An 18,124-nucleotide genomic window follows, 5' to 3' on the forward strand; every position below is an offset into this window, starting at 1 on the left:
CACCGCCTGGCAGGAGCAAGGTCCTAAGTGTTCCCGTAGAAGGCGTCGTTCACGTCGTTGCGGTCGCGCGCCGCGCCCCTGGCGAGCTGATCAAGGACGTCCAGATGGGTGTCGAGTCCCACCGGCTGTTCACCCGGCCGGCCGAGGAGGTACCCCTGACCGGCGATAACGGGCTGATGAGCTGCAGCAGCAAGACCGGGCCGCAAGAGCCTGGTGAGCATGCGGGGTTCTTCGATGCCCTCCGCCACGACCCACCCACCGGACTCCTGGATGAACGTAATGGCGGCCGAGACGGTGGCCATCGAGGACGGGTCCGTGTCGAGGCGGGCAATAACCTCCCCGTCGATTTTCAGGATGTCGAACCTGACGAGCCTGAGGGCATGCAGGCCGGCGTTGGTCTTGCCCATGTCGTCCAGGGCCAGGCGGAAGCCCCGGTCCTGGGCCTGCCTGAGCGTGCGGATCGGGTCCGCGTGGTTCAGCGAGGCCTGCTCCGGAACCTCCAGCACGACGTCTTCCGGTTCCAGGCCGGCCACGGCCAATTCGGCAATGAGGTTGTCGACGTCCAGGCCGGGCAGCGCATCCGGATGCACGTTCAGAAACAACAGCCCTTCCCACTCCCGGCTACACACCGCCAGCGCTGCAGACCGCGCACGGGCGTCCAGTGCCGGGGCGACTCCGAGGCGCTCGGCCAGTTCGAATGCCTCCTGCGGCCCGTTGATCCGGGAACCCCTCGGAAGACGCAACAGGGCCTCGTGGGCAAGTACCACTCCGCGGCGCAGGTCCCAGATCGGCTGGAAAGCTACATTGAGCGGCACGCTGCCTGTAGCCAAGGTTGTCAGCTCGATAATTTTTTCGGCACTGACCGTGTGGTCTTCCGCCATGGATTTGAAGGACACACTCTGTCGCCGCCCGAGCCGCTTGGCTTCGTAGAGGGCCGCGTCGCTGCGCTCCCAAAGTTCCTTCAGCTCAAGGGGCTCACCTTCGTCGCTGGAGGCGATGCCTGCGCTGAACGTCACTCCGGGGAAGCGTTTGGCGAGGGCCGTGCGGACCCGTTCGAGCGCTACGGCTGCCTGGTCTTCGTCGCTGCCGGGCAGGATGACGGCGAACTCGTCGCCTCCCAGGCGGAACGGCGTATCGGCTTGGGTGAGTTCATCCAGGGAGTCGGCGAGGGCCATCAGGACGCGGTCGCCGTGGCTGTGCCCTAGCCGGTCGTTGAGCTGTTTGAATCCGTCAAGGTCGAGGAGCGCCAGGGTGACCACCCGGTACCTTTTGTCCGTCAGCGTTGTCTCCAGTGACGGCTGGAACGGGCGGCGCCCCGAAAGCCCGGTCAGCGGGTCCGCGTCAGCCTGCCGCTGTACGTGCGCATGGCGGCGTTGCAGGGCCCGTCCCCCGAACATATAGGACAAGGGGGTCGTGACCAGTATCGCCGCCAGCAGTCCAAGGAGTTTGTTTGACCCCAGATCCCCGACCAGTCCGGTAATCATGTCGGCACGCTGGTCAATCTCCAGAATCAGGGTTCCTTCCGGCGCGGACACAGGCACCAGGAATTCGTACCGGGTCACGCCGGTGCCTCCGATTTCCGATTCGGTTTGGACGGTTGGTTCACCTGTCGAGAGCACCTCGGAAAAACGTGTTGCGTCAGCGTTGACTGACTCGCCCCCGCCGGCCTGGGCGTCGCCGCTTGCGATCAACGTCCCGGCAACGTCGAACAAACCCACATAGACAGCGCCCTGGCTGCGCTGCAGGTGGTGGATCTCAGCGGCAACCGCCTGCTCACGCTTGGCCGGGTCCAAATCCGCGGCCAGGACTCCCTCGAGTTCCATGGCCGCCGCCTCGTAGGTCCGCCGGTAATCTTCCAGCCCGCGGTCGAGGATCTGCTGCCGGGCCACGCCGTACTCGATCAGACCTGCAACGAGCATCGCGGCCGACACCGCGAACGCCCAGCGGACCATGAAGGACAGGCCCGGCGCAGTGAAACCGCTTCTGCCGTGGCGCGGCCGCCTGCGGGAGGACCCGCTTTCAGCTTCGCCGTCCGTCCAAATGTGATGCCCATGATGTTCCACAACGCCCCCCAGTCGCCGGAATAAGGCACACTCTACCGGCGCGACCTGCACCCGGCAGCGGAAATACCACATGGTTTACTGACAGATCGCGGTAAGGTGTGCGTATGCCACGGATTTCGGCCCCCAGCAATGCTGCGCAGCGCGCCGATACCCAGCGCCGCATCCTGAATGCGTTCGGCGAACTCCTTTTCACGCACGGGCTGCCTGGACTCACCATGACGGATGTGGCGCGGCACGCGGGTATCGGCCGCACTGCGGTGTACAACTACTACGCCGACATCGAAGAGCTGCTGATCGCCTACGCCCTGGTCGAGACCGAGCGGTTCCTTGCAGAGCTGCGGGAATCCCTGAACCGCCTGGACAACCCGGTGGAACGGCTCGCCCTGTATGTGCGGGCGCAGGTCGAGGACCTCAGCCGCCGCCACCTGCCGCCCGGTCCCGCCATGGGTGCTGTCCTCTCGCCCGCGTCCTTCGCCAAGCTGGCCGACCACGTGGGCGGCCTCAGCGACCTGCTCCAGGACATCCTGCGCGACGGCACGGAGCAGGGCTACTTGCCGGTGGCGGATGTCCGGCAGCAGGCGCAGCTGATCCACGGAACACTGTCCTCCAGCGCCGCCCGCGGCAGCGACGAGCCGGAGGACCTGGAAGAGCGCATCGCGCGGACTGTCCGGTTCATCCAGCTGGGGGCCGGCGCCAGGTTTGACGACGGCGGCCGTCCGGTGCGCCTTGGCCCTCCGCCCGCTGCGGCGGGCTAAGCCGCCCGAAGAACTTCAGGTCATGCTCCGGCTCGGGGGTTACGGGACGGGCTGAGGATCAGGGCTTGGCGCCCTGCGTCGGTATGACCGGAAACCGGGAGTCGTCGGCGATGCGCCGGCTTTCCCGCGGGCAGCTGAGCTGGCCGGGCGTTTGGTCGACGAGCGCGGGCTTGATCAGGCCGCGGTAGTCGCCGGCCAGGATCACGTCCACGCTGGCATCCGAGCGCCCGTCCTGGAAGTAATCCGAACCCGGCACGTTCCGCTGGACGCTGAAGGCGGCAGCTTGTCCGGCCGCCCCGGAGACGACAGCTGCCACGCCGCGGTAGCCGGTCTCGGTGTTCCCCACGGCGCCGATGACGAATTTCCGGGCACGGAACTCGTTGGCCGCGGACTTGGCCAGGCCCGCCCGGCTCGTCGAATTGTAGACGTTGACCTTGACCTTGGCGTTGGGCATGTAGTCGAACGTGGTGTCAGGGCAGAGCGACGCCCTCTGCTGGGTCTGGATCGCCGTCGGAAACTTGATCTGGCCGTTCATGACGCCCACGGCGCCAATGATGCCTGCGACAAGGAGGGCAAGGAGCAGGACGAGCACCACGCCGTGCAGGATGCGTCGTCGCAGCCGGCCCGGGTCATCCAGCGTGTCGTCCGGCTCCGCGAAGGTGGCCCGGAGCTCGGGGCCGGTGACGACGCGGTGCCCGTGCAGGACCATGGCATCCTTGGGTTTTCTAGCCATCGATCACCAGCACACGGGCGTGGATGGCAGTGCGCTGGTGAAGGGCCGTGCGGACCGCCCGGTGCAGGCCGTCCTCCAGGTAGAGCGTGCCTTTGTACTGCACAACATGCGGAAAGAGGTCGCCAAAGAATGTTGAATCCTCGGCCAGGAGGGCTTCAAGGTCGAGGGTCCGCTTGGTGGTCACGAGTTCATCCAGGCGCACGGGCCGCGGCGGAAGGGCGGCCCAGTCCTTGGGCGTGCTAAAACCATGGTCGGGGTAAGGGCGTCCCTCGCCCACAGCTTTGAATATCACCATGTAATGCTAAGCACCTTGCCGGTACAAGGGAATGTGGAACCCGCCCGGCCCGGAGGTTGTAGCCAAACAGTAACCATGTGTCACATCGGGGCCACTCGTGCCCGCCTCAGCCGGTCCGCCGGGGCCGGCTGTCAGAATGGAGGCATGACTGCACCCGCTGCGAATGCTGCCTCCGCCGCCTTTGGCGCCCACACGCCGTCGGCCCCTGCCCTTGCCCTGCTCCTGGACGTCGACGGTCCGGTCGCCAGCCCTGTCACGCGGGACGTGAAGCCGGAAATCATCTCCGACCTCGTGGCCCTGGCCGCCGCCGGCGTTCCCGTCATCTTCAACACGGGGCGCTCGGACGCATTCATCCGCGAGCAGGTCATGGAGCCGATGATCGCTGCGGGCATGCCTGCCGGGACCCTGATCCACGCCATCTGCGAAAAAGGCGCCGTGTGGTTCAGCTACACCGCGTCCGGTCCCGGACCAGTCCACGTGGACCACGAGCTCGCCGTCCCCGCCGCGTTCGGGGACGACGTCCGGCGCATGGTGGCCGAGGACTACGCCTCGCACATGTTCTTTGACGAGACCAAGCGCGCCATGGTGTCCGTGGAGCAGCACATCGGCGTGCCCAGCAGCGAGTACCTCGCCGAGCAGGAGCTGTTCGACGAAGAGGCGATGGGGCTGATGGAGCGCCACGGGCTGGGTGTGGTCAGGCTGGACCACCACGCGCCGAATTCCGATGACCAGATCGATTACCGCGTGGACCCGACCATCATCTCCACGGACATCGAGTCCGTCCGCCTCGGCAAGGACCTCGGCGCGAGCCGGGCGGTGGAACTGCTCGCGGCTCAGGGCATCACGCCGCAGGCCTGGCGGACAGTGGGCGATTCCCGAACGGACTACGCCATGGCAGACTGGCTGCACCACAATGATCACCTGGTCAAGCACGTGGACGTCCGTCCCGCAGACGGCGTGCCGGTCAAGCCCTACGACATCCTGACCGCCGCTGACCTGGGCCTGGACGCAACGGTCATTCACGACGACGCCGGAGGGGCCTTCCTTCACAGCTGGCGGGAAGCGCTGGCAGGCTGAGCCCGCTGCCGCGGCGCCAGTATTTTCCCTGCAGTTTTTCCGGCAGGACTATCATGCAAGTAAGACCCCACCCCCGAACAGCACGGAGAAACACCATTACAGACGTAACGGTTCAGGATGATATTTACTACGGCGGCCAGGCATCCGAGGACGTACCCGCGCATGCGGAAGTAACGTCGCCGGCTGCTGTTGCGCGCCTCAAGCACCGCCCCGACATCGTGCGCCGCTCGGGCCGGTATGCGCTGATCAACGAGAACCGGACGCCGTACCATGCGATGGTGGAGGATCTGCTGTTCCTGCGGAACGTGCTGGCCGCGGCCGGGCTGGATTACCTGCTGGTCCGGGGCAACAACGACCGCCCGGTGATCGCGCTGGACTGGAAGAACCGCAAGAAGCTGCGCGCCGCGCTCGTGGACGCCTGCCGGAATGAACCGTTCTACTCGATGACCGTGGACGCCAAGAAGAAAACGTCCGTGCTGGTGGCCGACGGTGAGCTCTCAACCAACCGGCAGGCACGGATCTTCCGGCTGTACCGTCCCCGCGTGGAGCCCACCGGCGGCTTCGAATTCGGTGCGTCGGCCGGCGTGCAGGTGGAGCTGTGGAGCTTCCAGGGCAACGAAGTGATCCTGCCGATCGAGAATTCGCTCACCCGACGCACCATGCTGGCCCACGACGCCGTCCGCGGAACCGTTGAGCGCTACGGCCATACCTGGCCCACCATCGAAAACATGTTTGCGGACCACGCGAGCGACATCAGCTTCGACATCGACCTGGTCTTCTCGTGGGTGGACGGAAGCTCCCCGGAATACATCGCGGCCCGGCGGGCGCGGATGGCCGGGGCCGTCGTGGGAGAAGGTGACGACCACGAGGCGCGCTACCGCCAGATCAACGAACTCAAGTATGCGCTCCGGTCCGTGTACATGTTCGCGCCCTGGATCCGCCGCATCTTCATTGCCACGGACTCCCCCGCGCCGGCCTGGCTGGCGGACCACCCGTCGGTGACGATTGTCCGGAGCGAGGAGTTCTTCGCGGACCCCTCCGTGCTGCCTACGCACAACTCCCAGGCCGTCGAATGCCAGCTGCACCATATCGACGGCCTGTCCGAGCACTTCCTATACTCCAATGACGACATGTTCTTCGGGCGGCCCGTCGGACCGGACATGTTCTTCACGCCGGGCGGGATCACCAAGTTCATCGAGGCTGAGACACGCATCGGCCTCGGTGACAACGACGCAGAGCGGAGCGGATTCGAAAACGCCGCCCGGGTGAACCGCAAACTGCTGTGGGACCGCTTTGGCCGGATCACCACCCGACACCTTGAGCACACGGCTGCGCCGCTGCGGCGCAGTGTTGTGGGCCAAATGGAGCAGGAGTTCCCGGCGGAGTTCGCCAAGACGGCGGCAAGCACGTTCCGTGCCGCGGACAACATCTCCGTGACCAATTCCTTCTACCACTACTACGCCCTGCTCACCGGGCGTGCAGTAACCCAGACGGCGGCGAGGGTCAGGTACGTGGACACCACCGCCCGCGCCGGCCTGAACTACCTCCCGAAGCTGCTGGCCAAGCGCAACATGGACTTCTTCTGCCTCAATGACGGCAGCTTCCCGGAGGTTCCGGCAGAGGAGCGGGCGGAGCTCGTCACCGACTTCCTGGAGAAGTACTACCCCATCAAGGCGCCCTGGGAAAAGTAGCCCGGAACGCAGCCGGCTGCCCCGGCTACCTGGTAGCAGGGGCAACCTGGTAGCCGGGGGCAGGGCCGCTATTTCGTGGTCAGGACAGGGCGCTTCACTTGCACGGGGATGCGGATTCCGGCAGTGGCGAGCCGCCGTTCCGTCTCTTCCGGGCTCACGTACTCCCCTACCGTCGGTGCGGCTCCCAGCGGAACCACCGAATGCACAATCGTGTGCTCGTAGACGTGCACGAGGTTGAAGGCCTGTCCGGCGTCTCGGCCGCGTGTGCCGCCCACCGGAACGTTCAGGTCCTGCGTGTAACACGTTGCTGAGGCCACCGACACCGGGATACCGGCGAACATGCCGGTGGTCGAATAGTGCAGGTGCCCGGCGAGGATGGTGCGCACGTCCGAGTTGCGGACAACTGCGGCCAGGGCCGCCTGGTCACGGAGCTCCACGAGCACGGAAAGGTCCAGGACAGAGGGCACCGGGGGATGGTGCAACGCGAGGATGGTGCCATCCGGGGCGGGGGTTTCCAGCTGGCCGGCAAGCCAGTCAAGCTGATCATCGCTGAGCTCACCGTGGTGGAACCCCGGCACGGAGGTGTCCATGGTGATGACCCGCAGGCCGTTTACGTAGTAGCTCTGGTCCACGGGATCGTCGTTGCCCGGCTGGTCCAACAGGCCGGCCCGGAAGTTGGCACGGTTGTCATGGTTGCCCATGGCCCAGATGACCTTGGCGCCAAGGTCCCTGCACGCCGGTTCAACGATCGCGCGGAGTTTGGCATAGGCCTCGGGGTCGCCTTTGTCTGCCAGGTCACCGGTGAAGATCACGGCTTCCGGGCGGGCGCCAGATGCCTGGACCTCGTCGAAAAGCTGGATCAGGCGGGCTTCGCTGTCTACGGCTCCATAAAGGGGGTCCGGACCTCCCAGCAGGTGGGGGTCACTCAGGTGGAGTAGAAAATGACGTGGCCGGGGGTGCTCGGCCTCGATGAGCTCCATTGCTGCCTTCGCGGTAGTGAGGAAGCGGGGCGCCTCCTGTGTCCGTCTCAGTACGCTCCATCCAACCAGATAAAAAGCGAACTTTGGGGAAACTGGAGTTGGCATGTTGAAAAATTACGGCTGCGCCGCCGCTTTCGGGCTACCTTCCTCGCTTTCGTTTCATGACGGCAGGCATCACGCGATGACCGCCTCGATGGCTTGCCGCAGCTCCGGCGACGCCGGATCCACGGCGGAGGCGAACCGCCCCACAACTTCACCGTCACGGTTGACCAGGAACTTCTCGAAGTTCCACGTGACCGTGCCCGGCAGAATGCTCTTCTTGAACTTGGTCAGCTCGCTGTACAGGGGGTGCCGCTCTTTGCCTCGGACATGAGCCTTGGCGGTCAGGGGAAATGTTACGCCGAAGTTTTTCTCGCAAAAGTCGGCGATCGCCGCATCGTCGCCGGGCTCCTGCCCGCCGAACTGGTTACAGGGGTCGCCCAGGATCTCGAGTCCCCTGCCGCGGTAGGCCATGTAGAGCTCTTCAAGGCCGGCGTACTGCCGCGTGAAGCCGCACTCGGAGGCCACGTTCACCACCAGCACTGCGTTCCCTTTAAAGCGTCCGAAATCGGTAGCGGTTCCGTCGTTGAGTGTCAGCGGAATCGTATGGAGGGAAGTCACATGGTGCTCTCCGACCGGGTGCATAGGTGTCATTAATGACAACGGTATTAGCTGCCGCTGCATTCCTTCGACCTCCTAACCCGGCTGGTGAACAGCCGGACGGCGGGCAGCCGCCCGCCGCACCTACGGCGCGGCGGCGGGCTCCACCGTCACTGCACTTTCTGGTACGGCCTCTGTGGTGGCAGCCACAGGAGCGTCAGTTGAAACAACCATCGACGACGACACGGGTGCCGGATCGGCCGTTGGGACCGGCTCAACCTGGGCGGGAGCCACGGCGTCCGTTGGCGTGGGAACCGGATCGGTCACCGGCACGGGCTCCGTTGGTACCGGCTCCGCTGTCACGGCAGGTTCCGTGGGAGGAACCGGGTCAACGGGCGCCGGTTCGGTGGTCACAGGCGGCGGCTCCACCGGCGCCGGTTCAACCGGAGGCGGAGTCGGCTCGACCGGAGGCGGCGTCGGCTCGGGCGTGGGCGTGGGAGTGGGGGTCGGCGTCGGGGTCGGCGTCGGGGTGGGGGTCGGCGTCGGCTTCGGCGTGGCCGTCGGCTTGGGAGATGTGGTGGTGGTCGGCGTCGAGGTCACCCGTGTCGACGACGAACTGGGCACCAGTGTGGTCCCGGAGGCGCCGGCCGCGAAACTGGTCCGCGGATTGGCGGCCAAAGCGGCAGCAACGGGAGTCAGACTGTCGTCGGTGTTCCCGGGCAGATAGGGGATGGCCCAGCCCGAGGTGATAGCGGTGCCGGGGTCGAAACTGGTCAGGACCGCCGGAGTCAGCCGGTCGATCTGCCGGATGGGCAGCATGGTCCAGTTCAGCGGGTTCTGGTGCTGTCCATCCTTAATTACTTCGAAATGCAGGTGGCACCCGGTTGAGGATCCGGTGTTGCCCACTTCTGCAATGACCTCACCAACCCGTACCTGGTCGCCCTTTTCAACGGCAATGCCCTGCAGGTGGTTGTACGTAGTGATCAGCCCGTTCCCGTGGTCGATCTCCACCCGGTTACCACCGCCCCAGGGGTGCCATCCGGCTGCCCGGACCACTCCGGAGTCGGCTGCGTAGACGCGGGTTCCGCAGGCCGCGGCGTAGTCCTGGCCCCAGTGGAATTCGCCTTCCTCGCCCGTAAGCGGGTTGTGCCGCAGTCCAAACGGGGAAGTTGGGATGAGCACTTCAAGCGGCGCCATCAGGAAGCCTTCGCCCGGCCGCTGTAATTCAGCGGACGCGACGCCGGGCGATCGCGGCTTGGTTCCGTTCTTGGCTGTAGATGCGTCCACGACCGTCCGGCCGTAGGGGACCTTAGCCAGGGCGTCTGCGGCCAGCTCGCCCAGCGCGTGCCCTTCGTGTGTGCTGTCCGGATCAAGCAGCGCCGGGCCCACAACTCCGGAAGGAGCTGCCAGGGGTACGGCGTCCCCGACAGGTTGCTGCACTGAACTGGCCGGTCCTTGGAACCCAAAGGCGAAGACGGAAAACCCGACGACGACGGCCGCGGAGAGACTCCGCAATGCGATTCGTCCAGGTCCGATTATCCTCGGCGCGTGTCCGTTTCCCCCATGAGTTGCCACTGAATTCTCCTGAATTAGGACCCGCCAAACTCCTATCTCGACGAGCGTGTTCTCCATTGTGGCCACACGGTCAGTCCGGGCGAAACCCCTAAAACTGGGGGGCTATACGGTGCTATTTATAGGCTTAAGGGGCAGTAAACCGTGTTCGCAGGTATGGAGCATGCGCGGAAACCCCCTGGAATTTCGCGGGCATTCGCTCTGTACCGGCTTAAGCCGTCGGCGTCCCTAGGCAAGAATGGAATCATGCGGAATTTCCTTAGGGAATGGCAGTCGGAGGTTAGGCGGACACTCACCGGAAGCCCGGATGTCCCGCCCGAATGGTCACTCACGTTTGCCCAGGGGGACGACCCCGGCTACTACCTCCCCGGGTCTGCAGTCTGGTCCGTCCACGGGGGCCTGCCGACGTTAATCGCAGGCATTCGGTCACTGCTCATGCAGTCGCTTCATCCCGGCGTCCTTGCAGGGGTCCACGACCACTCGAACTTCCGCGAGGACCCCGTGGGCCGGCTCGTCATGACAACCCGCTGGATTCACGCCGTCACGTACGGTTCCAAGGCCGACGCACTTGCCGCATGCAGGCGCGTGCAGCGGCTCCACGAGTCCGTGCGCGGTAAGTATATTGATGGACAGGGCGAGGTCCGGGACTACTCTGCCAACGATCCCGAGTTGCTCCGGTGGGTCCACGTCACCTTCACCGACTCGTTCCTCTGCGCCCACAAGGTGTGGGGCGGGCCCATCCCGGGCGGTCCCGACGCGTACGTCCGGGAATGGGCGCAGGCAGGCCGGCTGATGGGTGTGGACGCGCCTCCGCTGAGCGAGGCCGACCTGAGGCCGCAACTGGATGCCTGGTTCGCGTCGGGCCAGCTTCGGGCCGACGAGCGTGTTGCCGAAACTGTCGCCTTCATCCGCAATCCGCCCCTGCATCCGTTCCTGATGCCCGGCTACCGCGTTCTGTTCGCGGCCGCTGTGCTCAGCCTGGAGCCCCGGTACCGCGCCATGCTTGGCCTGCGGACCGCCCGGCTTGGTCCCTTGCCGCTGCCGGTGACCATCGCTGCCCGGGTGACTCTCGCCGTCGTGCGCCTTGCGCTGGATCGGACCGGGCCAAGTGAACACGCGGCGCGGGAGCGGCTCCGCCGGCTGGGCGTGGCGTAGGAAACAGAAAACCCGGTTCCGACAATGTCAGAACCGGGTTTTCCGATGGCGGAGAATGGGGGATTTGAACCCCCGAGGGCGTTAACCCAACACGCGTTCCAGGCGTGCGCCATAGGCCGCTAGGCGAATTCTCCAGTAGCTTCTGAATCAAAAGCAGATACTAGAATACCTGAACTTTTCGGCATCGCCCAATTGGGCCGATCGGGGGCTTCACACCGCCCGGGGACAGCCGGCACTGCGCCCGCCCTTCCGGCCTCAACGACCGGTGACGCGCGGGTGCCCGGCTGGCAGGATGGTGCCATGTCCCAGCTCCACGCCCTGGTTGCCTATGTCCCCGAATCCCACGCCGAGGAAGTTCTCGCCGCCATCGGGGATGCCGGCGCCGGCCGGCTGGGCAACTATTCGCACTGTGCTTTTACGACTCCGGGCACCGGGCGCTTCACGCCCCTCCCCGGCGCCGAGCCCTTTATCGGCACAAGAGGCGTGCCGGAGCAGGTGGCCGAGGTCCGGATCGAGTGCATCGTCGAGGAGGAAACGCTCGACGACGTCATCCGGGCCCTGCGGGCGGCCCACCCTTATGAGGAACCCGCCTTCATGAGCTGGCCCGTGAACAGGCATCGGTGAGGGGTCCGATATCGGGCCCGAGCGGCCGCTTCGGAGCCGATTCGGGGCACACCAAAACTTCGGGTAAACTGTCTGACGGCCCCTCATGTGGCGTCATCCTGTTGAACTCCCCCAGGACCGGAAGGTAGCAAGGGTAAGCGGGCTCTGGCGGGTGCATGAGGGGTCTTTTATGTCAGTCCCGATTGGTAGGGTTTTCTCTGTGACTGTTACTACTGCCCTTTACCGTAGATACCGCCCCGATTCGTTCGCGGACGTTATCGGGCAGGAACATGTCACGGAGCCGCTCATGACGGCCCTGCGGAAAAACCGGGTGAACCACGCCTACCTGTTCTCGGGTCCGCGCGGCTGCGGCAAGACCACGTCAGCCCGCATTCTGGCCCGCTGCCTCAACTGCGCCAAGGGCCCCACCGACACTCCCTGCGGCGTGTGCCCCAGCTGCGTGGAATTGGCCCGCGGCGGCTCCGGATCGCTCGACGTGATCGAGATCGACGCCGCCAGCCACGGCGGTGTGGATGACGCCCGTGACCTTCGTGAGCGCGCCACGTACGCTCCGGTGCGGGACCGCTACAAGATCTTCATTATCGACGAGGCCCACATGGTCACCTCGGCCGGCTTCAACGCCCTGCTGAAGATCGTTGAAGAACCCCCGGAACACATCAAGTTCATCTTTGCCACCACGGAACCGGACAAGGTCATCGGGACCATCCGGTCCCGCACGCACCACTACCCGTTCCGCCTGGTGCCGCCCGAGCCGCTCATGGCCTATCTGGAGCTTCTCTGCAAGCAGGAAAACGTGCCCGTAGCGCCCGGCGTGCTGTCGCTGGTCATCCGCGCCGGAGCCGGGTCCGTCCGCGATTCCCTCTCCGTCCTTGACCAGCTGATGGCAGGCGCGGGCCCCGATGGCCTGGACTACGAGCTCGCCGTCGCCCTCCTTGGCTACACGCATGCTTCGCTCCTGGACGACGTCGTGGAGGCAATCGCCGCCTCTGACGCCGCCACCGTCTTCCGGGCAGTGGACCGCGTCATCCAGACGGGACACGATCCCCGCCGCTTCGTGGAAGACCTCCTGGAGCGGTTCCGGGATCTCATCATCATCCAGGCAATGCCGGAGAGCGCCCAGTCCATCCTCCGCGGCATGCCCGCGGACCAGATTGCCCGGATGCAGAACCAGGCGCACAACCTCGGAGCGGCAGAGCTTTCCCGCGCGGCCGACGTCACCAATACCGCGCTGACGGAAATGACCGGTGCCACGTCCCCACGGCTGCACCTCGAACTGCTCTGCGCCCGCATCCTGCTGCCCAGCTCCGAACAGACCGAACGCGGCATCGCCGCCCGGATTGACCGCGTGGAGCGGAGACTGAACTACGCAGGGAACGACGTCGGCGCTCCCGCCGCCGTTTCTGCAGCCCCCGCAGCGGCTGCTTCTGCAGCACCAGCTCCTGCAGCTCCCGTTCCGCCGGCCGCGGCTTCCGCTGCTCCCGCAGCGGCCACAACTGCACCAGCCCCTTCCGCACCGGCCCCTTCTGCACCAGCCGTCCCGGCCGCCCAGCCTCCCGCTGGCCTGCAACCGGCAGCCTCCCCCGTCACCGCGCCAGCCGAGCGGGAGCCCCTCGCTGCACCCCGGATCAGTACCAACGACTGGCCGGTTGATGAGTCACCTGCGGGCGCCCGCCGGGTGACTTCGGAACCGCCGGCCGCGGCCAGCCGGGAAGCTGCTACGCAAAGGCCGCCCGCCCAGCCCGTGCCGGAGCCCCGGCCCGCTCCCGGAGAGCAGGCAGCACCGGCAATCCAGTCAGCGCCCGTCCAGCCGGCGCCCGTCAGCGGCTCACTGCCCGTCCCTGCCACGCCGCCTGCCCGGTATCCGGAGTCACGGCCGGAACCGGCCGCGGCACAGTCTGCTCCGCCGCAGCGTGCGGCATCCGCACCGGCCGGCGCAGGTGCCGACGTCGAAGTTCTTCGCCGCGCCTGGCCGGAGATCCTGCAGACCCTCACCAAGATCAAACGCAGCACGTGGGCCCTCGTGGAGCCGAACGCCCAGGTCGGCCAGTTCGACGGCCAGGTGCTTACCCTCGTCTTCACGACCTCCGGACTGGCCGGCGCCTTCGGCCGGGCGGATCACTCCGAAAATCTGCGGCAGGCCATCCATAAGACGATCGGCATCGACTGCCAGATCACTGCGGTGGCGGCCGGATCCAGCGGCCCAGCGAGCTCTGAGCCAAACCCAAAAGCGCCTACTAGCCGGGACGTCCCGGCTACCACGACGGATGCGGACTGGGGACTTGCCCCCGCCGCACCCGATTCCGCGCCGGCTTCAACGCCCGATTCCGCGCCGGCTTCACAGAGTCGCGCCGCTTCCGTTGCGGCTTCCTCCGCTGCGGGCCCTTCGGACGGAATTCCTTCGGACGGAGTTCCTTCCGGTGCGGGTCCGGTGCCTGCAGCGCGGCCGGCAGCTTCTGCCCCGGCCGTTTCCACCCCGGCTGCGTCCTCGTCGGCTGCGACTTCTTCGGCGGGTCCTTCGGCCGCATCGCGCTCGGCCAGCGTGGCCGGAACTGACGCCGGCCAGGCCGGCGCTTACTCCTACCCGGACGACGATTGGGGGCCGCCCCTCGACGAGGACGCGCCGCCCCTCGATGAAGAGCCGCCCATGGACTGGGAACCTTCACGCCACACTCCGGAACTCCCTGTCCCGGCTTCGCCCGACCGGCCCCGCACGGCTGCGGCTTCCGCGCCTCCGGCTTCCGTCGCCCCGGCCTCCGCCGCATCCGGTAACCGCACGCCCGCGCGGGACACGTCCGATGATCCGTGGTCGCGTGCCGTCGAGCAGGCTCCCGGTGTGTGGCTCCTCGGTTCAGAGACCCATGTCGGCAGGTCCCAGAGCGAGTCCGGTGACGCGTCGGAAACGATTCCCCCGGAGCCGGCCGCCCCGCACTACGAACCGGCAGCGGCGCAGATTCCCCGGACCGGAGGCCCGGGAGCACAGGTCCCTGACGGTGCACCGGCCCCGGCGACAGGCCCGGCTGAGCCGCTGGGCAACGGGGGCACTCCCCCGCCAGCCGGAACGCCCGAGTCGGACGTGCCCCAGTTCGCCCCCGCCTACGCCATGGCATCCGCCCAGGCGTCCGGCAGCCACGATTACGGCGTCCCGGCACAGGGCATTCAGGCGCCCGCCGTGCAGGCTGTCGGTGCACAAACAGCTGTCGGTGCAGCAACACAGGTGCGGGTGCCGGTCTTCGCACCGAGCGCTGCCCCGGCTACGCAGCCCGGCCCGGCAGCCGCCCCGGCCCACTCGGCAGGAGCGACTGCAGCTGCGCCTCCGGTGCCCGGCAACGGGAAGCTGAGCCTTTACCAGAGACTGTCCAACAGCCCCGAGGCCGAGGCTGGACGGGCCAAGGCACCGGCCCGGCAGGTCGAGTCTGCTGCCCCTTATGTGCAGGACATTCCCAGCGCGGACGACGAAACCATCGAGGAGTCGGGCGTCTTTGGCCGGGCCGCCGTCGAGCGTATTCTGGGCGGAAAGCTCATTGAGGAACGGTCGCTGGACGGGAGCCCGCTGCTGCCCCGCTACTAGGCCCAACCGATCACCGCCTGACAGCCGGGCATCCCTGCCCGGCCCCGCCGCGCCGGCCATGCCGGCCGGAGGCCTTCCAACCAAGTAATCGAGGACATTGTGTACGAGGGTGCAGTTCAAGAGCTGATCGATGAGCTCGGACGCCTCCCCGGCGTGGGGCCGAAGTCGGCCCAGCGGCTGGCCTTCCACATTCTGGAGGCCGACCCCCAGGACATGAAGCGCCTGGTGGAGGCCATCACCACGGTGAAGGAGCGCGTCAAGTTCTGCACAGCCTGCGGCAACGTAACGGAGCAGGAACTGTGCAACATCTGCCGGGACCCGCGCCGGGACCCGTCCGTCATCTGTGTTGTCGAGGAATCCAAGGACGTGCTCGCCGTGGAGCGCACCCGGTCATTCCGCGGCAGGTACCACGTGCTGGGCGGTGCGATCAATCCGATCGCGGGCATCGGCCCGGAGCAGCTGCGGATCCGCGAGCTCCTCACCCGGCTCAATGACGGCGCCATCCAGGAAATCATCATCGCCACCGACCCGAACCTGGAGGGGGAGGCGACGGCAACGTACCTGGCACGGATGCTCAAGTCGATCGGCATCACGGTCACCCGTCTCGCCTCCGGCCTGCCTGTCGGCGGCGACCTCGAATACGCCGATGAGGTCACTTTGGGCCGGGCTTTCGAGGGCCGCCGCAACGCCCTGAGCTGACCGTCCAGGGTCACAATTCAACGCGAGGCGGACGGCGGCGATAAACTGTTGGCATTAGTTACGCCGTCGCGCCGCAAGGCCGCCTGGCCTCCAAAACTCCGATTGATCCAGTGAGGGTGCACGCATGAGTATGCCCAGTACCGATGTGAAGACCGAACCTCAGCCGCAGGAGCTGGCCGTCAGTGACACCGTCACCACGCAGCTCATTGTGCAGAAGTTCGGCGGCTCCTCGGTGGCCGACGCTGAGGGCATCAAGCGGGTTGCGAAGCGTGTGGTCGATGCGCAGAAGGCCGGCAACGAAGTTGTTGTCGTCGTCTCCGCGATGGGCGACACTACCGACGAACTCCTGGACCTCGCCGCGCAGGTCACCGATTCCGCCCCGGCCCGGGAGATGGACATGCTCCTCTCCGCCGGTGAGCGCATCTCCATGGCACTGCTGGCCATGGCGATCAACAAGTTCGGCGCCTCCGCACAGTCCTTCACCGGTTCCCAGGCCGGCATGATCACCGACGGCATCCACGGCAAGGCCCGGATCATCGACGTCGACCCGCACCGCATCCGGACAGCCTTGGACAAGGGACACATCGCCATCGTTGCGGGCTTCCAGGGCATGAGCCGCACCACGAACGAGATCACCACCCTGGGCCGCGGAGGTTCGGACACGACGGCGGTCGCCCTCGCCGCCGCCCTCGAAGCCGACGTCTGCGAGATCTACACCGATGTGGACGGTATCTACACCGCCGATCCGCGCGTTGTGCCGTCCGCGCAGAAAATCGACCGCATCTCCAGCGAGGAAATGCTGGAACTGGCCGCCTCCGGCGCCAAGATTCTGCACCTGCGGTGCGTTGAATACGCCCGGCGGTTCGGCGTGCCGCTGCACGTCCGTTCCTCATTCAGCCAGCACGAAGGCACCTGGGTCCTGCCCGGCGCCGATGACAAGATCACGACTCAAGAGGGAGTTGCCTTGGAGCAGCCAATCATCTCCGGTGTTGCACACGACCGCTCGGAAGCGAAGGTCACCGTTGTGGGCGTACCGGACATTCCCGGCAAGGCCGCGGCGATTTTCCAGGTGATCGCTGACGCGCATTCGAACATCGACATGATCGTTCAGAACGTCTCCACGCACGGCACCGGCCGGACGGACATCTCCTTCACCCTTCCCATCGTCGAAGGGGCCGATGCCCTGGCGGCCCTCCGCGCGGCCCAGCAGGAAATCGGCTTCGAGAGCATCGAATACAACGAGCAGATCGGCAAGCTGTCCCTGATCGGCGCCGGCATGCGTTCGCACCCGGGTGTTTCGGCCACGTTCTTCAAGGCCCTGTCCGACGCCGGGATCAACATCAACATGATTTCGACGTCAGAAATCCGCATTTCAGTGGTGACGCACGCGGACCTGCTGGACGATGCAGTCCGGGCCATCCACAAGGCCTTCGACCTTGACAGCGAAGACGAAGCAACGGTCTACGGCGGCACCGGCCGCTAGTCACTGGCGGACGCGAAACATGGAGCGGGCGGACGCGAGGCATGGAGCGCCGGTCGCCGGCGCTCCATGCCTCTCCACGGCGTCTCTGCACGGCAGGCGGCATGCCCGCCTGGCTAGTCTCGTCCGCGCGCCCTACTTGAGGTCGCTCTTGCGGACTGCATAGTGGTGCCCCTCGGAGTCGGTCTCGACTTCAAACTGGGCCAGATCATCCTCTGAGGCGTGCTCATAATCGTCATGCATGTGAACCACCGGCAATGTCGGATCGCCTTGGGTGGCCGGGCCGAATATGAACCGGAGCCTGTCGGTCATATCCATGAAGCCAGCAAGCACATGTGCCACAAGTTCCACCCCCTTCCCTCATCGAAGGCGGAGAGAGCAACTGCTCTTCCGTACTGCCAGTGCCCTTATTTTACGCCGGGACCACGAAAAATGGCCCCCGACCGGGGTGACAGTCGGGGGCAGGAGAAGGGGCGTGGCGCTCTAGCGCAGGGACTTGTCGTCGGGGTTGCGCGGCACCACATAGGTGCTGCCGTCCGGCCGCCGGACGGTTTCCCACTGCCGGGTCTCGGCCTCGCGCTGGGCGAGCAACTTACGGTTCTCGTCAGTCATGTCATGCTCCAGGGAACTCCGGTTGGCCGGGCCGAAGATCGCCCTGAGCTTGCCGGTTGCGCGCATGAACCTCTGCGATGCGTTCTCTTTTGCCACGGTATCCACACTCCATTTCCAGGACCACTGCCGGAAACAACGATACACTAATCATTAGTGCACTAACTATCGAAGGGATGCCCAT

At 66.1% G+C, this 18,124-nt stretch carries 16 protein-coding genes, 1 tRNA gene and 1 other RNA gene; 9 read left to right on the forward strand and 9 right to left on the reverse strand.

Features of this window, described 5'->3' with window-relative positions; translation table 11 throughout:
• Positions 1 to 23: 23 nt before the first annotated feature.
• Complete coding sequence (locus tag ASG92_RS17850; RefSeq protein WP_056631166.1) at positions 24 to 1,952, reverse strand: bifunctional diguanylate cyclase/phosphodiesterase; 1,929 nt, start codon at positions 1,950 to 1,952, stop codon at positions 24 to 26.
• Positions 1,953 to 2,167: 215 nt separating this feature from the next.
• Between ASG92_RS17850 and ASG92_RS17855 the strand changes: the two genes are divergently transcribed.
• Positions 2,168 to 2,818: a TetR/AcrR family transcriptional regulator gene (locus tag ASG92_RS17855; RefSeq protein WP_056631167.1), complete on the forward strand. Its 651-nt coding sequence runs from the start codon at positions 2,168 to 2,170 to the stop codon at positions 2,816 to 2,818.
• A gap of 58 nt (positions 2,819 to 2,876) precedes the next feature.
• On the opposite strand, the gene ASG92_RS17860 is transcribed toward ASG92_RS17855, so the two are convergent.
• On the reverse strand, positions 2,877 to 3,551 hold the full coding sequence (locus ASG92_RS17860) for a LytR C-terminal domain-containing protein (protein ID WP_056631168.1): 675 nt from the start codon (positions 3,549 to 3,551) through the stop codon (positions 2,877 to 2,879).
• Positions 3,544 to 3,843 carry a type II toxin-antitoxin system VapB family antitoxin gene (locus ASG92_RS17865; protein WP_104140389.1) on the reverse strand — a complete coding sequence of 100 codons (300 nt, stop codon included), beginning with the start codon at positions 3,841 to 3,843 and terminating at the stop codon, positions 3,544 to 3,546. The genes ASG92_RS17860 and ASG92_RS17865 overlap by 8 nt, the downstream gene beginning before the upstream one ends.
• Positions 3,844 to 3,990: 147 nt before the next feature.
• On the opposite strand from ASG92_RS17865, the gene ASG92_RS17870 reads away from it, so the two are divergent.
• Together ASG92_RS17870 and ASG92_RS17875 are read left to right on the forward strand one after the other, a co-directional pair.
• A complete protein-coding gene (locus ASG92_RS17870) occupies positions 3,991 to 4,923 on the forward strand; it encodes a hypothetical protein (RefSeq protein WP_056631170.1) in 933 nt (310 codons plus the stop codon).
• Positions 4,924 to 4,976: 53 nt separating this feature from the next.
• Entirely contained in the window at positions 4,977 to 6,614 is a 1,638-nt protein-coding gene (locus tag ASG92_RS17875) for a stealth conserved region 3 domain-containing protein (protein WP_056631171.1), read from the forward strand.
• Between the two features lie 68 nt (positions 6,615 to 6,682).
• Here the strand turns inward: ASG92_RS17875 and ASG92_RS17880 are convergent, their stop codons facing one another.
• The 3 genes from ASG92_RS17880 to ASG92_RS29290 all read right to left on the reverse strand — a co-directional run bounded on the left by ASG92_RS17880 (position 6,683) and on the right by ASG92_RS29290 (position 9,673).
• A complete protein-coding gene (locus ASG92_RS17880) occupies positions 6,683 to 7,594 on the reverse strand; it encodes a phosphodiesterase (protein WP_056631174.1) in 912 nt (303 codons plus the stop codon).
• 174 nt (positions 7,595 to 7,768) lie between these two features.
• Positions 7,769 to 8,254, reverse strand: a complete 486-nt coding sequence (locus ASG92_RS17885) for a glutathione peroxidase (RefSeq protein ID WP_056632165.1) — start codon at positions 8,252 to 8,254, stop codon at positions 7,769 to 7,771.
• Positions 8,255 to 8,377: 123 nt separating this feature from the next.
• Positions 8,378 to 9,673, reverse strand: coding sequence for a M23 family metallopeptidase (locus tag ASG92_RS29290; protein WP_240987186.1), 1,296 nt, complete (start codon positions 9,671 to 9,673; stop codon positions 8,378 to 8,380).
• A 378-nt stretch (positions 9,674 to 10,051) separates the two neighbouring features.
• On the opposite strand from ASG92_RS29290, the gene ASG92_RS17895 reads away from it, so the two are divergent.
• Positions 10,052 to 10,960, forward strand: coding sequence for an oxygenase MpaB family protein (locus ASG92_RS17895; protein WP_056631177.1), 909 nt, complete (start codon positions 10,052 to 10,054; stop codon positions 10,958 to 10,960).
• 46 nt (positions 10,961 to 11,006) lie between these two features.
• Here ASG92_RS17895 and ASG92_RS17900 read toward each other — a convergent pair.
• A tRNA-Ser gene (locus tag ASG92_RS17900) sits at positions 11,007 to 11,094 on the reverse strand.
• A 166-nt stretch (positions 11,095 to 11,260) separates the two neighbouring features.
• Between ASG92_RS17900 and ASG92_RS17905 the strand changes: the two genes are divergently transcribed.
• The 5 genes from ASG92_RS17905 (at position 11,261) to ASG92_RS17920 (ending at position 17,334) form a co-directional block, all read left to right on the forward strand.
• Entirely contained in the window at positions 11,261 to 11,584 is a 324-nt protein-coding gene (locus tag ASG92_RS17905; protein WP_056631180.1) for a hypothetical protein, read from the forward strand.
• Between the two features lie 74 nt (positions 11,585 to 11,658).
• Positions 11,659 to 11,755: signal recognition particle sRNA small type (gene ffs / locus ASG92_RS27560), an RNA gene on the forward strand.
• A complete protein-coding gene (locus tag ASG92_RS17910; protein WP_082579586.1) occupies positions 11,754 to 15,152 on the forward strand; it encodes a DNA polymerase III subunit gamma and tau in 3,399 nt (1,132 codons plus the stop codon). The genes ffs and ASG92_RS17910 overlap by 2 nt, the downstream gene beginning before the upstream one ends.
• Before the next feature lie 99 nt (positions 15,153 to 15,251).
• Positions 15,252 to 15,851 carry a recombination mediator RecR gene (gene recR, locus ASG92_RS17915; protein WP_056631186.1) on the forward strand — a complete coding sequence of 200 codons (600 nt, stop codon included), beginning with the start codon at positions 15,252 to 15,254 and terminating at the stop codon, positions 15,849 to 15,851.
• 124 nt (positions 15,852 to 15,975) lie between these two features.
• Positions 15,976 to 17,334 carry an aspartate kinase gene (locus tag ASG92_RS17920; protein ID WP_056631189.1) on the forward strand — a complete coding sequence of 453 codons (1,359 nt, stop codon included), beginning with the start codon at positions 15,976 to 15,978 and terminating at the stop codon, positions 17,332 to 17,334.
• A gap of 132 nt (positions 17,335 to 17,466) precedes the next feature.
• Here the strand turns inward: ASG92_RS17920 and ASG92_RS17925 are convergent, their stop codons facing one another.
• Entirely contained in the window at positions 17,467 to 17,673 is a 207-nt protein-coding gene (locus ASG92_RS17925) for a hypothetical protein (RefSeq protein ID WP_056632172.1), read from the reverse strand.
• A gap of 141 nt (positions 17,674 to 17,814) precedes the next feature.
• Complete coding sequence (locus ASG92_RS17930; protein WP_056632174.1) at positions 17,815 to 18,039, reverse strand: hypothetical protein; 225 nt, start codon at positions 18,037 to 18,039, stop codon at positions 17,815 to 17,817.
• Positions 18,040 to 18,124 lie beyond the last annotated feature (85 nt).

It is taken from the genome of Arthrobacter sp. Soil736, assembly GCF_001428005.1.
Taxonomy (GTDB): domain Bacteria; phylum Actinomycetota; class Actinomycetes; order Actinomycetales; family Micrococcaceae; genus Arthrobacter.

Excerpts from the sequence above, each read along its gene's own strand:
- ASG92_RS17850 (WP_056631166.1), bottom strand. The coding sequence starts at position 1,952 with ATGGTCCGCTGGGCGTTCGCGGTGTCGGCCGCGATGCTCGTTGCAGGT.
- ASG92_RS17855 (WP_056631167.1), top strand. The coding sequence starts at position 2,168 with ATGCCACGGATTTCGGCCCCCAGCAATGCTGCGCAGCGCGCCGATACC.
- ASG92_RS17860 (WP_056631168.1), bottom strand. The coding sequence starts at position 3,551 with ATGGCTAGAAAACCCAAGGATGCCATGGTCCTGCACGGGCACCGCGTC.
- ASG92_RS17870 (WP_056631170.1), top strand. The coding sequence starts at position 3,991 with ATGACTGCACCCGCTGCGAATGCTGCCTCCGCCGCCTTTGGCGCCCAC.
- ASG92_RS17875 (WP_056631171.1), top strand. The coding sequence starts at position 4,977 with ATGCAAGTAAGACCCCACCCCCGAACAGCACGGAGAAACACCATTACA.
- ASG92_RS17880 (WP_056631174.1), bottom strand. The coding sequence starts at position 7,594 with ATGGAGCTCATCGAGGCCGAGCACCCCCGGCCACGTCATTTTCTACTC.
- ASG92_RS17895 (WP_056631177.1), top strand. The coding sequence starts at position 10,052 with ATGCGGAATTTCCTTAGGGAATGGCAGTCGGAGGTTAGGCGGACACTC.
- ASG92_RS17905 (WP_056631180.1), top strand. The coding sequence starts at position 11,261 with ATGTCCCAGCTCCACGCCCTGGTTGCCTATGTCCCCGAATCCCACGCC.
- ASG92_RS17910 (WP_082579586.1), top strand. The coding sequence starts at position 11,754 with ATGTCAGTCCCGATTGGTAGGGTTTTCTCTGTGACTGTTACTACTGCC.
- ASG92_RS17920 (WP_056631189.1), top strand. The coding sequence starts at position 15,976 with ATGAGTATGCCCAGTACCGATGTGAAGACCGAACCTCAGCCGCAGGAG.